This window comes from Sphingobium naphthae (genome assembly GCF_043589935.1).
GTDB lineage: Bacteria > Pseudomonadota > Alphaproteobacteria > Sphingomonadales > Sphingomonadaceae > Sphingobium > Sphingobium naphthae_A.
In genome coordinates this window covers 1,710,239-1,725,241 of sequence record NZ_CP171454.1, presented here as the reverse complement: position 1 = coordinate 1,725,241, position 15,003 = coordinate 1,710,239, and the positions used below count along the sequence as shown (strand labels likewise).

Below are 15,003 nucleotides of genomic sequence, written 5' to 3'. Positions count from 1 at the left end.
TCCTCCCATCCCGCCTCTTTCCGGCAGTCGCGCACAGTGCCAACCTGACAGGCGGCGGCGAATAGCCTATCGCGCGACAGCATGCAGAGCGCGCCTTCCAGTCCCGGCCCGATCCATGGTCCGCATCCGCTGCGCGCCATCGGCTTTGGCGCGGGCGACTATGCGTTCAACCTCTTCTGGCAGACGATCACCCTCTATCTGCTGTTCTTCTACACCGACGGGCTCGGCCTGACGCCCAATGCGGCGGGCATGGTCATGATGGTGGGGGCGCTGGCGGACGGGCTCGCCGACCTTGGCGTCGGCATCGCGGCGGATCGTTGGCGGCTGCGGTACCGGCGCATCATCGCCTGGTGGGCGGGGCCGCTGGCGATCCTCTTCGCGCTGCTCTTCCATCGCCCCGCCACCGGCCCGGACACGCTGCTCGCAATCGTGCTGGCGACCCATGTCGCCTTTCGCATCGTCTATGCGCTGGTCAATCTTCCCTATGCCGCCTGGTCGACGCGAGTCAGCCCGCATCCGCGCGACCGCACCTTGATGTCGGGCGCGCGCATGACCTTCGGCGCGCTGGGGGCCGTGACCGTCGCCTGGCTGATGCCCGCGGGTGGTGATCGCTATGGGCAGGTGGCGATGCTGCTGGCCGCCATCGCTACGCTGATCCTGTGGGGCGTCGTCCGGCTGATCCCCGAAGCCGTGCCGACGGCGGCGTCTCAGGCGAGCCGCCGCACGGTGCGAAGGGATCTGCAGGCGATCGGTCGCAACCGGCCCTTCCTTATGCTCTGCGCCGCGACCTTCTGCGTCACTGTAGCGGGCGCGATCATCGGCCATTCGGTGCTCTATTATTTCGCCCATGTCCTGCTCGATGCATCGGCGGGCAAGCGCGCGCTGGCGGTAATGGGCGTCATCGGCGCGATCGCGGTGCCGCTCTGGACGCTGCTTGCCCTGCGCACCGGTCCACGCGCCAGCTGGCTCGCGGCGGCCGCCCTTGCGCTGGCCGCGCTCTGCGTGCTGGCGTTTGTCCCCGGCAGGCCTGCGGTGATTTGGTCCGTTGTGTTGCTGGCGCTGGTGCAGGTGGCGCTCAGCGGTTTTCACCTCGCCGCCTGGGCGATGCTGCCCATGACCGTCGACCATGGCGATGCGCTGACCGGCGTTCGGGTGGAAGCGACGGCCTTCAGCCTGTTCATGCTGGTGCAGAAGGTCGCGCTCGGCCTGGCCGCGCTGCTGCTGGGCCTCGCCTATGCCGCCGGCGGCTATGGCGGCGGCGCGGCCGATGCGGCGGCCCGCGCCGTCATCTTCTGGGCCATGGTCGCAGGGCCCGCCGCCATGATCGCAGCGGGCGCCGCGATCATGGCGCTGGCGCCGCTGCGCGGCCGCACGGATCAGACCAGCGTGAACATGTCCGACACGCCTTCGGCCTGAGCGGATGGCGCGACCCAGAGACGGAACTTGCCCGGCTCCACCGTCTCCTTCATGTCCTGCCCCAGGAACAGCAGCGCCTCGCGCTTCAGGGTGAAGGTCACCGTGCGCGATTCGCCCGGCTTGAGCGTGACGCGCTGAAACGCCTTCAACTCGCGCACCGGGCGCGTGATGCTTGCCGTGATATCCTGGACATAGAGCTGCGCCACCTCGGTCGCCTCATAGCGTCCGCTGTTGCGCAGCGTCGCGGTGACGGTCAGTTCGCCCCCGGCCGCCAGGCGGCCCGATCCCATGTCGATCGCGGTATAGACGATCTCACCATAGGTCAGACCATGGCCAAACGGATAGAGCGCGGCATTGGGCGCTTCGCGATAATGGGCCTTGTAGGCCTGCCGCTCGCCCGGCGGGTTGGGCCGCCCGGTATTCTTGTGCGCATAGTAAAGCGGCTCCTGTCCGCTCTCGTAGGGAAAGCTGCAGGGGAGGCGGGCGGAGGGACTGGCCAGACCGAACAATATGTCGGCGGTGGCCATGCCCGACATGGAGCCCAGAAACCATGTCGCCAGGATCGCCGGTGCATCCTTGACCGCGCCATGCAGCGCCAGGGCCCGGCCATGGCGCAGCAGCACGACCATCGGTTTGCCGGTGGCGGCGACGGCTTCGGCCAGCGCCATCTGCGGCGCGGGAATCACGATGTCGGTGCGCGACTGCGCCTCGCCCGACATTTTCTGGCTCTCGCCGACCGCCAGCACGACGATGTCCGCCGCCTGCGCCGCTGCGACCGCAGCTTCGATGCCGCCCTTGATCGGCTTTTCGATGCCCGATCCGTCGACCGCCACGATCGAGTCGGGATCGGCCGCAACCGCGCGCATGCCCGTCAGCAGATCAATCGCATCCGCATCGGTGCCATAGACATTCCAGGGGCCGACCAGTTCGCGCTGCCCCTGCACGAACGGCCCGATCAGCGCGATCTTCTTGCCGGCGCGGGGCAGGGGCAGCAGGTCATCCTCATTCTTCAGCAGCACGATCGACCGGCGCGCCGCGTCGCGCGCCACTTCCAGATGCGCGGGCGTGCGCACCTGCGTCTTTTCCCGGCTCGGGTCGATGCGACGGAACGGGTCGTCGAACAATCCCAGCTTGGCCTTGAGCGCCAGAACGCGCCGCACCGCCTGGTCCAACCGCGCCATCGGCACCTCGCCCGCCTTCACCAGCCCGGGCAGATGCTCCATGTAGAAACCCGACTGCATCGACATGTCGACGCCCGCCAGGAAAGCGAGCTTCGCCGCCTCCCGCTCGTCCGCGGCAAAGCCGTGGGCGATCAGTTCCATGTCGCCGGTATAGTCGGACACGACCAGCCCATCGAAGCGCCACTCGTCGCGCAAAATGTGCGTCAGCAGCCAGTGATTGGCGGTTGCCGGCACGCCGGACAGTTCGTTGAACGACGCCATGATTGTCGCCGCGTCCGCGTCGAGCGCCGCCTGAAAGGGGGGGAAGTAGATTTCGCGCAGCGTCCGTTCGGACACATCAACGCTGTTATAGTCCAGGCCCCCCTCGGCCGCGCCATAGGCGGCGAAATGCTTGGCGCAGGCCGCCATGGCGTCGGGCGCGCTTAGGCCCGCGCGACCCTGGAAGCCGCGCACGCGCGCATCCGCCATGATGCGGCTCAGCAGCACATCCTCGCCCGCGCCCTCGATGCCGCGGCCCCAGCGCTGGTCGCGCGCCACATCGACCATCGGCGCAAAATTCCAGTCGATCCCGGCCGCCGTCGCCTCCACCGCCGCCACGCGCGCGGTCCGCTCGGCCAGCTCAGGGTCGAAACTGCCGGCTTCAGCCAGGGGCATCGGAAAGACGGTGCGAAAGCCATGGATCACGTCCGCGGCGAAGATCAGCGGGATCTTGAGGCGGCTCTTCTGCGTCGCCATCACCTGCATCTGCCGCGCCATTTCCGCGCCATTGCCGTTGAACACGCCGCTAATCCGGCCGCGTCGCACATCGTCCATCTGCTGGCGGAAATTCGCGCGCGAAGGGGATGCGGGATTGAGCGCATTGGCGGCGCCGCCGGCCCAGGCGGCCGCCATCAGCGTGACTTGCCCGGCCTTTTCCTCCACCGTCATCCTGGCGATCAGGGCGTCGATGTCGCTCGAAGCGCTTTCGCCATCGCCTATCTGCGCCATCAGCGCGCGGGCGGGAGACGCTGCCCACGCCGCCACGATGCCCGCGCCCATCAACAGCGCGCGCCGGGAAACAGAGGTGCGGGGTGGCATGGCTTTCTCCTAAGAATGTCGCGGCGCTTCCGGCGTCCTTCCCGCCTTTGCGCGCCCTATTGCAGTGTCTTCCGGTTTCTTGTAACCGGTTACAAGACGGCTCGGCAAGTCACGCCGCCGATAAAAGTTTCTGCAGATGGGTTGAGGATGACCGGCAAGGGCATAGGACAGGCGACCATTCGCGACGTAGCGCGCGAAGCCGATGTCTCGGTCGCGTCGGTCTCGCGCGTGTTCAACCGCCTTCCCAATGTCCGCCCCGAACTCAAGGAACGGGTCGAACAGGCCGCGCGCAAGCTCAACTATGTGCCGCATGCCGGCGCCCGCAATCTCAGCATGGCCCGCACCGGCGCGATCGGCGTGGTGCTGCCCGACCTTCATGGCGAATTCTTCTCCGAAATGCTGCGCGGCATGGAGCGGGAGGCCGCGCTGCGGCAGCGCCATCTGCTGCTGTCCAACATGCATCTCGACATCGGCCATGGAATAGAGGCGCTGCGCAACATGCGCGGGCGGGTCGACGGCCTCATCGTCATGGCGCCGCACATGAACCTGGATGATCTATTTGCCCACCTGCCGCCCAGCATCCCGGCGGTCCTGCTCAATTGCCAGGATAATGGCCAGGGCCGGCCGGAACTGCGGGTCGACAATGTGGCGGGCGCACGCGCCATGGTGCGGCATTTGGTTGACTGCGGCCGCCGCGCCATCGTTCATATCGAAGGGCCGGCCGGCAATATCGAGGCTGCCGATCGGTCGCGCGGCTATGCCGAGGCGATGGAAGCGGCAGGGCTGCAGCCTGTTATTCTGCCCGGCAATTTCGACGAGGAATCCGGCCGTCGCGCCGTCGCGCGGCTCCAGGCAGACCAGATCGACGTCGACGCCATCTTCGCCGCCAACGACATGATGGCGATCGGCGCTCTGGTCGCGCTGCGCGACATGGGGGTGGACGTGCCTGGGCAGGTCGCCGTCGCCGGCTTCGACAATATTCCGCTCGCTCGGCTGATCAGCCCGGGCCTCACCACCATGGCGGTCGATATCGCCGACATGGGCGCGCGAGGGATCAATCGCCTCGTCGCGCTAATCGACGGTGAAGCCGTTCCGCAGATGGAACTAAGGCAACCCGGCCTCATTATCCGCACCAGCAGTCAGCTTTCAGCTGCGTAACGAATGTCCCTTCAGGGAAACGGGGTTTGAAAAAGGGGAAGATGCAATGAGCAAGATGTCCGCAATCCGCCTGCTGCTTGTCGGCGCCACATCGCTGACCAGCCTGGCGGTAGCCATACCGGCTGTGGCCCAGACCACGGTCGCCTCGATCCGCGGCCGAGTGACCGACAGCGCGGGTGCGCCCGTCGCCGGCGCCACGGTGACGCTGACCAGTGCCGGCACCGGCCGCGCGCAGACGACCACCACCAATGCCGGCGGTTCCTATATTCTGAACGGCGTGCGTGCCGGCACATACCGTATCGCCGTGTCGGATCCGGCCAAGGGTTCCTTCCAGCAGGACATCGCCGTTGGCGTCGGCACCGCCGCCACGGTCGACGCGCAGCTTAGCAGCGCCACCGAAGCCACGACCGACACCGCCGCGACGACGCCCGATGACGGGCAGGGCAGCCAGATCATCGTCACCGGCAGCCGCCTGCGCGAAACCCGCACCAGCGAAATCGCGACCAATATCAGCCAGGAACAGTTGCGCGTCCTGCCGCAGACGGATCGCAACTTTCTGAGCTTCGCCGCGCTCGCGCCGGGCGTGCGCTACAATGATTCGGAAACCGACAAGAGCTTCTCGTCGGGCGCATCGCCCGCCAGCCAGGTCAATGTCTTCATCGACGGCGTCAGCCTCAAGAACAAGTTGCGCGAAGGCGGCGTGGCGGGGCAGCAGAACAGTCGCGGCAATCCGTTCGGCCAGCTCGCCGTCCAGGAATTCCGCGTCATCACGCAGAATTACAAGGCCGAATATGAACAGGCCGGCGCCGCGGTCATTACCGCCGTCACCAAATCGGGCACCAACGATTTCCATGGCGAAATTTTCGGCCAATATACCGACAAGTCGCTGACCGAAAAAAGCTTCATCGACAAGCGCGACGGCAATCCCAAGCCGGCGTTCGAGCGCAAGCAATATGGCGCGTCGCTCGGCGGCCCGATCATCAAGGACAAGCTGTTCTTCTTCGCCGCTTATGAAGGCAATGACCAGGATCGCGCCTTCAACGTCCGCTCCACCGGCGCTGCCGATGCGATCGCGGAGTTCGAACGCTTTTCCGGCCGCGACATCAGCGACTTCGAAGGCTCCTTCGTCAGCCCCTTCCGCAGCGACTTCTATTTCGGCAAGCTGACCCTGACGCCCAACGACAACCAGACGTTCGATGTCTCGTTCAGCCGCCGCGAGGAAACGGACATTCAGGGTTTTGGCGGTAACACCGCCTATGACTATGCCGAAAACAAGATCAACGTCGTCGATACCTATCAGTTCAAATGGACCTATGACGACGATACGATCCTCAATGAATTCAACGCCAGCTATCTGAACTACAAATTCAACCCGACGGCGATCAATCCGGACCTGCCGGCCTACGACTATCAGGGCGTCATCCTGTTCGGTGGCAAGGATTCGACGCGTCGCGAAGTGCAGCAAAGCTATAATTTCCGCAATGACATCACCTATACCGGCTTTGCCGGCCACGCCATCAAGTTCGGCGCGCGGATCGAATTCACCGACATCAGCTTCGACAATCAGGCCTTCATCCAGCCGCGCTATTATTTCCGGCGAGAGCCCAACAATAATCTGAACTTCGCCTTCCCGGCCGAGGCGCGCCTTGGCCTTGGCTCGGGCCTGATCCAGTCGTCCAATACGCAGCTGGGCTTCTACATTCAGGATGACTGGGACGTCACCGACCGGCTCCAGCTCAACCTCGGCCTGCGCTGGGATTATGAAAGCAACGGCTTCAACAACCGCTACACCACGCCGGCCGCGGCGGCGGCCGCCTTGCGCGCGCTGCCCACCACATCCTATTTCGATCCCGAAGACTATATCACCGACGGCAATGACCGCAGCCCGTTTAAGGGCGCGTTCGCGCCGCGCTTCGGCTTTTCCTGGGACGTGAAGGGCGATCGCAGCACCGTCATCTTCGGCGGCGCGGGGCGCTATTATGACCGCAACAATTTCAACAACACGGTCGATGAACTGTCGCGCACGATCAACCCCATCGGCCTGTTCCGCTTTTCGGCGGACGGGCTGCCGCGCGATGGCCAGCCCACGGTGGCGTGGGACCCGGCCTATCTGACGCGTGACGGGCTGCTGGCGCTGATCAACAGCAATCCCGAAGTCGGCCTGCCCGAACTCTTCGCCGTCAAGAATAATGCCAAGCCGCCGGTCAACGACCAGTTCTCGCTCGGCGTGCGTCAGCGCATCGGCATCTTCGAAGCCTCGCTGACCGCCTCCTATCAGCGCGGCAAAAATGGCTACACCAACCTGTTCGCCACGCGCAATGACGGCGGCTTTGGCACCTGCTGCGACGGCGATCTGCTCGCGGCGGTCCGCGCGGCTGGCTACTCCAACGTGCTCATCGGCTATGACGGGCTCGATACCCGCTACAAGGCGCTCTATTTCACACTCGACAAAAATTATACCAAGGCGTCGGGCTGGGGCCTCAACATCGCCTACACGCTGGGCAAGGCGGAGAAAAATGGCGGCGATCTGTTCAGCCTCGATGCGGCGACGCCTGATGCCTATGGCTGGCGCAATTCGCCTGGCGATGAGCGTCACCGGATCGTCTTTTCCGGCATCGTCGACCTGCCTTTGGGGTTCCAGCTGTCGACCCTGACCACATTGGGGTCAGGACAGGCCTATCAGGTGACGGACGGGACGAATGGCGCTTCGTCGGGCTTCAACGACTTCACGGCCCGCTATCCGGAAAAGAACTGCATCAAGGGCCTGTTCGCCTTTTGCGAAGTGAATGTCACGTTGGCCAAGAACTTCCCGCTGTTCGGCCGGGACGATCAGGTCAGCTTCGCGGTGGATGTGCTCAACCTGTTCAACAACAAGAATTTCAGGGATTTCGATGGCTACTTCAACAATAGCATCAACCCGGAAACGGGCGAAGTGATCGACCCGCTGCTGCCCGCCAACGGCGCGAATGCGGCGAATCTTCTGACCTTGCCTCGGCGCATTCAGTTCCGCGTGGGCTATCGCTTCTGATGGCCCTGCTCGCCGGGACGGGCGGGCGCTGCGAGACACTGTCCGTCCCGACGCTGCACCTGGAGTAGACTATTGCTGGATAGACGGAAATTCGTGGGGTCGGCGGGCATGGGGCTCGCCGGGCTGCTGTCGGGCTGCGCGACCCGGACTCCACAGGCGCCTGCCTCGACCGCGCCGATCGCGGTCGATGGCTGGACTCGCCTGGATCAGCGGCCCGCGCTCGACGTGGAAGTCAGTCCGCTGATCGACGACATCCAAAAGCTCGCCTTCCGCTATTTCTGGGAAGTCACCGACGAAAAGACCGGCATGGCGCCCGACCGCTGGCCCACGCCATCCTTCGTGTCGATCGCCGCCATGGGCTTTGCTCTCACCGCCTATCCGATCGGCGCCAGCCATGGCTGGATTACGCGGGCCGAAGCGCGTGAGCGCACGCTCACCACATTGGAGTTTCTGGCCGCGGCCCCGATGGGGAATCAGCGCTCTGGGGTCAGCGGTTATCGCGGCTTCTTCTACCATTTCCTGGGCTCGACCAAGGGCTATCGCTTCTCCCTGTCCGAACTCTCGACGATCGACACCGCGCTGCTGATGGCAGGCGTCCTTTTTGCCCAGAGCTGGTTCGACGATCCCCTTCATCCCGGCGAAGGGCGGATCCGTGATCTCGCCGAACAATTATATCGCGCGGTCGAATGGAACTGGATCACGCCGCGCGCACCCTTCGTTGCGATGGGCTGGCATCCGGAAAGCGGGTTCATCCGTTCCGACTGGGAAATCTACAATGAAGGGATGATCCTCTACATATTGGGCCTGGGATCGCCGACCCATGCGCTGCGCGACGACACATGGAATGTGTGGAGCACCCAGTTCGAAACCAGCTGGTCGTCGCGCTGGGGCGAACCCCATCTCCATTTCGCGCCGATGTTCGGCCATCAATATAGCCATGTCTGGGTCGATTTCCGCGGCATCCAGGACCGCTACATGTCGGGCAAGGGCATCGACTATTTCGAAAACAGCCGCCGCGCGACTTACTGCCAGCGCAACTATGCGATCGAAAATCCCGGCAACTGGGCCGGTTATGGCCCCGATTGCTGGGGCCTGACCGCTTGCGACGGCCCCGGCGATTTCAAGATGATGCTCGGCGGCCAGCAGCGCGAATTCTACAGCTATTCCGCGCGCGGCCCGGGCGAGCGCGACGATGGCACGCTCGCCCCGACAGCCTTGCTCGGCTCGCTGCCCTTTGCGCCGGAAATCGTCGAGCCCACGGTCCAGGCCATGTATTTTCGCTATGGCGAGCAGCTGTACGACAAATATGGCTTCCTCGACAGTTTCAACCCGACCATCGTCCGCCGTCCACCCCAGCCTTTCCGCCATGGTGAATTCCGCCTCGGCGTCGGCTGGGTGGACAAGGATTATCTCGGCATCGACCAGGGGCCGATCGTCGCGATGATCGAAAATCACCGCACGGGCCTCATCTGGAACACGATGAAGAAGAATCCGCACATCCGGCGCGGGCTGCAACGGGCGGGCTTCACCGGCGGCTGGCTGGGATGACGCCGGCGACGCTTGCGTTCCTGCTCGCTGCCGCGCAGCCGGTGGCGACCGACGGCTTTGAACAGCCCGATCGCTGGACGGCCTCCGCCTCCGATGGCGTGGTCTCGCACGTTTCTGGGGTGCCGGGCCACAGCGGTCAGGCGCTGCGGCTCGACTATGATTTCGCCTCCGTGTCCGGCTATGCCTTCGCCGCGCGTCCCTTGTCGATCGACTGGCCCGAAAATTACGTCCTGCGGCTGAAGCTGCGGGGCAGTGGCGGCGTCAATGATCTCCAGCTTAAGTTCACAGACGCTTCGGGCGACAATGTCTGGTGGGTGCAGAAGCTGAACTTCCGGCCTTCGCAAGACTGGCAGGAACTGCGCATCCGCCCGCGCGACATGGCGTTCGCCTGGGGGCCGACGCAGGACAAAATCCTGCGCCGCACCGCGCGCATGGAAATCGTGCTGGTGCGCGGCCGCGACGGCGGCAAGGGTCATGTCGACATCGACGGGCTGACGCTTCAGCCCTTGCCGCCCGCGCCGCCACCTTCGCCGCCCAGGGCCAGCGACCCGGCCGTGCTGGACGGCGACGGCCAGACTGTATGGCACGGTCAGAAGGATCAGGCCATCACTCTCGACCTGGGCGCGCCCCAGCGCCTGTCCGCGCTGCTGCTCGACTGGCAGGGGGAGGCCGCCTACCGCATCGAAGGCTCCAACGATGGCCGCGCCTGGCAGACGCTGCGCACCGTCGATGCGGGCGATGGCGGCCGAGATCCCATCGCCCTTCATGATGCGGAGCCGCGCTATCTTCGCATCCACATGCTGGGTGAAGGCCGTCTTGCGGAGATCGCGGTCAAGGACATCGACTGGGCGCCGACCCCCAACGACTTCATCGCCCGCCTGGCCAAGGACGCCCCGCGCGGCCGCTATCCGCGCGGCTTCCTCGAACAACCCTATTGGACGCTGGTCGGCACCGATGGCGGCGCGGTCGCTGGCCTGATCGGCGAAGATGGCGCGATCGAGCCCGCCAAGGGCAGCTATTCGGTCGAACCGTTCCTCACGATCAATGGCGCGCCCGTCGATTGGGCGGACGTCACCACGCGCCAGAGGCTCGAGGATGGCTATCTCCCCATCGCCACCACGCGCTGGCAGGGACAGGGCTGGGCGCTCGACAGCACCGCCTTTGCCGAAGCCGAAGGCGACACGCCGCGCCTGCTTGGCCGCTGGCAAATCCGCAACGAAGGGGACCAGTCGCGCACCTTCACCCTGACGCTAGTCGTGCGGCCGTTCCAGGTGAACCCGCCCGCGCAATTTCTGGCGCAGCGCGGCGGCGTCAGCCCGATCGCCGCGCTGCGTTGGAACGGGTCGCACCTCCTGATCCGCCAGCCCGGCCCGGTCGACGGCGATCCGCCGGTCGTTCGCCTGCTCACCCCCATGATCACGCCCCAGTCGGTCGGCATGGGCGGCTTCGACCAGGGTGCGCTCGCCACGCCCGAATCGCTGCCGCTCGCGACTGCCGTGGAGGATGAGGCCCAGATGGCGCAGGCGCGCATGAGCTGGACCATCCGCCTCGCGCCCGGCGATCATTTCGACGTGCCCGTCGCCTTCGCCGGCTCTGCGCCTGCCGATTTCGACGCTGCCCTGGCGCGCACGGCCGGCATCTGGCGGCAGCGGCTGGGCGGCGTCACGATCCGCGTCCCGGCCGCTCGGCAGGCGCTGGTCGACACGCTGCGCACCGCGCTCGCCGACATTCTCATCAGCCGCGATGGCCCCGCGCTCAAGCCCGGCACCCGCTCCTATAATCGCAGCTGGATTCGCGACGGCGCGATGATGTCGGACGCGCTGCTGCGTCTGGGGGTCAATGAACCCGCGATCGCCTTCGCCAATTGGTATGGCGATCATCTCTTCGCCAATGGCAAGGTGCCGTGCTGCGTCGATTTCCGCGGCGCCGATCCGGTGCCGGAAAATGACTCCCACGGCCAATATATCCATCTGCTGGCGCAACTGCATCGCTACACCGGCGACGACGAATTGCTTGCCCGGCATTGGGAGCGGCTGGACGCCGCCCGGCGCTATATGGATGGTCTCCGACTGTCGGAGCGCACCTCCGCCAACCAGACCCCCGACCGGCAGATGCTGTTCGGGCTGCTGCCGCCCTCGATCAGCCACGAAGCCTATTCGGCCAAGCCGCAATATAGTCTGTGGGACGATTTTTGGGGCCTCGCCGGCTATGATGGTGCGCTCTATGCCGCCCAGCAGCTCGGCAAACCTGAAGCATCCGCCATTGCCGCGCAGCGCGACCAGTTCGCCAGCGACATCGTCAATGCCATAGACGCAGCCGCGGACCATTGGTCGATCGACCATATTCCCGGCGCCACCAGCCTCGGCGATTTCGATGCGACCTCCACAACCATGGCGCTGGAGATCACCCCGCTTCAGCCTCGGCTGAACCAGCGCTTGCTGCGCAACACGTTCGATCGCCAATGGCGGCGCGTGACCGGCCGCGCCGCCTCGACCGACTGGGCCGATTACACGCCCTATGAGCTTCGCAATGTTTCCGCCATGCTGCGCCTCGGCCAGGCGCAGCGCGCCAATGACCTGCTCGGCCTCTACATGCAGGATCGCCGCCCGGCCGGGTGGAACGCCTGGGCCGAAGTGGTCGGCCGCGAACCGCGCGTCACCCGTTTCCTCGGCGATCTCCCCCATGCCTGGGTCGCGTCCGACTATATTCGCGCCGCGCTCGACCTCTTCGCCTATGAGGACAAGGCGACAGACGCCCTGGTGCTGGGCGCGGGCATGACCGCCGACTGGCTCGCGGGGCAGGGGATCGCGGTGCAGGGCCTGCGCACCCCCTATGGCGCGCTCGACCTGGCGATGCGGGGCACGGCCGAACGCCTGTCAGTAACCGTTGGCGGCAGGGCCCGGCCGCCCGGTGGCTTCGTCCTGCGCTGGCCCTTTGCCGACGCGCCGCCGGCAACGACGATCAACGGCCGCCCTGCACGCTGGCAGGAGGGGGTTCTTGCTCTCCCCGCAACGGGCGAGCCGCTGCACGTGGAGGTCGGCGGCTGATTCAGTCCGCCACCGCCTAGCCGCTGGTCGAAAAGTCCATCTGCTTGCCCGCGTCGGCGCGATAGCGCGGCCATTGCGGCAGGCCTTCGCCATTGGGATCGCCACGCTTCACGAAATTGACCAGATAGGCGCTCATCGTCTCGCCCATGCGATTGTCGCGCGGCGTCGTCGCCGCGCCATATTTGATCGCCTGCGTGTCGAAGAAGAAGGGGATGTCGGTCGCATGATAGGCATCCTTGCCGCCGACCGATTGCGCCACATAGGAAAAGTGATAGGCATAGGTCGGCATGCCGCGCCCGGCGAACAGCCGCGCCAGGTCGCGCGCGCCTGCGACCATCCGCCCGTCCGGCCCGCCAATGTCGGCGCTGGTCGCGCCGATCATCACCGGCATCGACGGCGCGCGCCCGCTTTCATGCGCGGCGATCACGTCGACGCCGCTGCGCCCGTCGGTCACCGGGCTGAAGAAATTGTCCATCTTCGCCAGGTTGAGGTCGCCGACCACCGCGCGGGCGGGCAGGGCGCGCAGCCGCGCCGCGGCGTCGGGTGCGTCCGGGGCGATCCCCTGGCTTTGCCCGAATGCGATCGCCAGCCGCTCCGCATCCGCCGGCGTCGACAGCGCGCCCGGCTTGCCGTCGCCGCCCGACATGATGACCACGCGGTCGAACAGGCCCTTCGCTAAGGGCGTCGTCATCAGCGCATGAACCGATCGCCCGCCCGCGCTCTCGCCCACGATCGTCACGGCCTGCGGATCGCCGCCGAAATTCACGATATTGCGTTGCACCCATTGCAGCGCCGCGATCTGGTCGAGCAGCCCGTAATTGACGGCCTGGTCCTCGCCCAGCGCGGGATGGCGGAAGGTACCGAACCGGCCGAGCCGATAGTTGAAGCTCACCACCATCACGCCCTGCCGCGCGATCGGCGCGCCGCTATAGGTGGGCGGCGATGACCCGCCATTGACGAAGCCGCCGCCATAGATCCACAGCATCACCGGCAGCTTGCCCGTCGCACCGGCCGGTTTCCAGATGTTGAGGTACAGGCAATCCTCCGCCGGCTTCGTCCCCAATGGGGCAGCATCGCTGGGAAAGGGCTCCTGCATGCAATCATTGCGATAGGCGGTCGTCTCGCGCACCCCGCTCCAGCGCTGCGGCGGCCGGGGCGGCTGCCAACGCAGCGCATCGACCGGCGGCGCGGCGAAGGGAATGCCTTTCCAGCTGATCACGCCCTCCTCGGCCGCGCCACGCACGTCGCCATATTGGGTGGTCGCCACCAGCGCCTGGGACTCGGCTGCGCCAGCGCACACCGGCATCATCATCGCCGCGCCCAGCAAGATGGCGCAAAATCCTTTGATCCGGGTCATATAAGGTCCTGTCCTGCTCTCCTGGGCGCCACTATGCCCGCCCGGGACAGCGTTGCCAATGACGAAGCGCCGCGCCGTCGGCAGCCTCTCTTGCCCTGCCACCGGCGCTCGCCTAAAGGGGCGCTCATGCCAGACATGTCCGCCGCGTCCGTCTCGTCCGACCTTGCCGGTCGCGCGCTGTTCCCGCACCGGCATCTGCTCTCCATCGCGGACCTCAAGCCCTGGGAAATCCGCTTCCTCCTGGATGAGGCCGAACATTGGGCGCAGGCGAACAAGGGGCAGGCGCGCAAGCATGACGGCCGGCTCGCCGGCATGACCCAGATCAACGCCTTTTTCGAAAACAGCACGCGCACGCTGCTGTCCTTCGAGATCGCCGGCAAGCGGCTGGGCGCCGACGTCGTCAACATGGCGGCCGCGACGTCCAGCGTGAAGAAGGGCGAAACGCTGATCGACACGGCGATGACGCTCAACGCCATGGCCGCCGACGTCATCGTCATCCGCCACGCCAGTTCGGGCGCGGTGGCGCTCATCGCCGACAAGGTCGATTGCCCCGTGCTCAACGCCGGCGACGGCTGGCACCAGCATCCGACCCAGGCGCTGCTCGACGCGCTGACCATCCGCCGGCGCAAGGGCGGCTTTGAAGGGCTGGTGGTCGCGATCTGCGGCGATGTGCTGCACAGCCGCGTCGCCCGATCGAACATGCTCTGCCTGGCCGCGCTGGGGGCGCAGGTGCGCGCGGTCGCGCCGCCCACGCTGCTGCCGCCGGAGGTGGAGATGCTGGGCGCGACCCCATATACCCGGATGGACGAAGGGCTGGAGGGCGCCGACGTGGTCATGATGCTGCGGCTCCAGAATGAGCGGATGGACGGCGCCTTCATCCCGTCGCCGCGCGAATATCATGCGCTCTATGGTTTGACGCCCGAACGGCTGGCGCTGGCCAAGCCCGACGCGCTGGTCATGCATCCGGGCCCGATGAACCGGGGCGTCGAAATCACCAGCAGCGTCGCCGATCATCCCGATCGTTCGGCCATCACCGAACAGGTGGCGATGGGCGTCGCCGTGCGCATGGCATGCCTCGACGTGCTGACGCGCAACGCGCGGGGCGTGGAGGGATGGTCTTGACCATCCCGACCAAAAGCAAACGTAGGATGGTCTTGACCGTCCCGACCGAACAGGAACGTGGGATGGTCT

8 protein-coding genes are annotated in these 15,003 nt (G+C 66.0%); 6 read left to right on the top strand and 2 right to left on the bottom strand.

Features of this window, described 5'->3' with window-relative positions:
• The first annotated feature begins 81 nt into the window (after positions 1–81).
• Positions 82–1,416, top strand: a complete 1,335-nt coding sequence (locus tag ACGGKE_RS08525; protein ID WP_394436995.1) for an MFS transporter — start codon at positions 82–84, stop codon at positions 1,414–1,416.
• On the opposite strand, the gene ACGGKE_RS08520 is transcribed toward ACGGKE_RS08525, so the two are convergent.
• Complete coding sequence (locus ACGGKE_RS08520; protein WP_394436993.1) at positions 1,377–3,674, bottom strand: glycoside hydrolase family 3 N-terminal domain-containing protein; 2,298 nt, start codon at positions 3,672–3,674, stop codon at positions 1,377–1,379. The genes ACGGKE_RS08525 and ACGGKE_RS08520 overlap by 40 nt on opposite strands.
• Positions 3,675–3,821: 147 nt before the next feature.
• On the opposite strand from ACGGKE_RS08520, the gene ACGGKE_RS08515 reads away from it, so the two are divergent.
• The 4 genes from ACGGKE_RS08515 to ACGGKE_RS08500 all read left to right on the top strand — a co-directional run bounded on the left by ACGGKE_RS08515 (position 3,822) and on the right by ACGGKE_RS08500 (position 12,455).
• Positions 3,822–4,832, top strand: coding sequence for a LacI family DNA-binding transcriptional regulator (locus ACGGKE_RS08515; RefSeq protein WP_394436990.1), 1,011 nt, complete (start codon positions 3,822–3,824; stop codon positions 4,830–4,832).
• 46 nt (positions 4,833–4,878) lie between these two features.
• Positions 4,879–7,860, top strand: a complete 2,982-nt coding sequence (locus tag ACGGKE_RS08510; protein WP_394436988.1) for a TonB-dependent receptor domain-containing protein — start codon at positions 4,879–4,881, stop codon at positions 7,858–7,860.
• Positions 7,861–7,932: 72 nt separating this feature from the next.
• Positions 7,933–9,408: a glucoamylase family protein gene (locus ACGGKE_RS08505; RefSeq protein WP_394436986.1), complete on the top strand. Its 1,476-nt coding sequence runs from the start codon at positions 7,933–7,935 to the stop codon at positions 9,406–9,408.
• Positions 9,405–12,455, top strand: a complete 3,051-nt coding sequence (locus ACGGKE_RS08500) for a discoidin domain-containing protein (RefSeq protein ID WP_394436984.1) — start codon at positions 9,405–9,407, stop codon at positions 12,453–12,455. Before ACGGKE_RS08505 ends, ACGGKE_RS08500 begins: the two co-directional genes overlap by 4 nt.
• Positions 12,456–12,471: 16 nt before the next feature.
• On the opposite strand, the gene ACGGKE_RS08495 is transcribed toward ACGGKE_RS08500, so the two are convergent.
• Complete coding sequence (locus ACGGKE_RS08495; RefSeq protein ID WP_394436982.1) at positions 12,472–13,812, bottom strand: carboxylesterase/lipase family protein; 1,341 nt, start codon at positions 13,810–13,812, stop codon at positions 12,472–12,474.
• Between the two features lie 126 nt (positions 13,813–13,938).
• Between ACGGKE_RS08495 and ACGGKE_RS08490 the strand changes: the two genes are divergently transcribed.
• The gene (locus ACGGKE_RS08490) at positions 13,939–14,934 is read left to right on the top strand and encodes an aspartate carbamoyltransferase catalytic subunit (protein ID WP_394436980.1); all 996 of its coding nucleotides are present in this window, start codon (positions 13,939–13,941) and stop codon (positions 14,932–14,934) included.
• Positions 14,935–15,003: the final 69 nt, after the last annotated feature.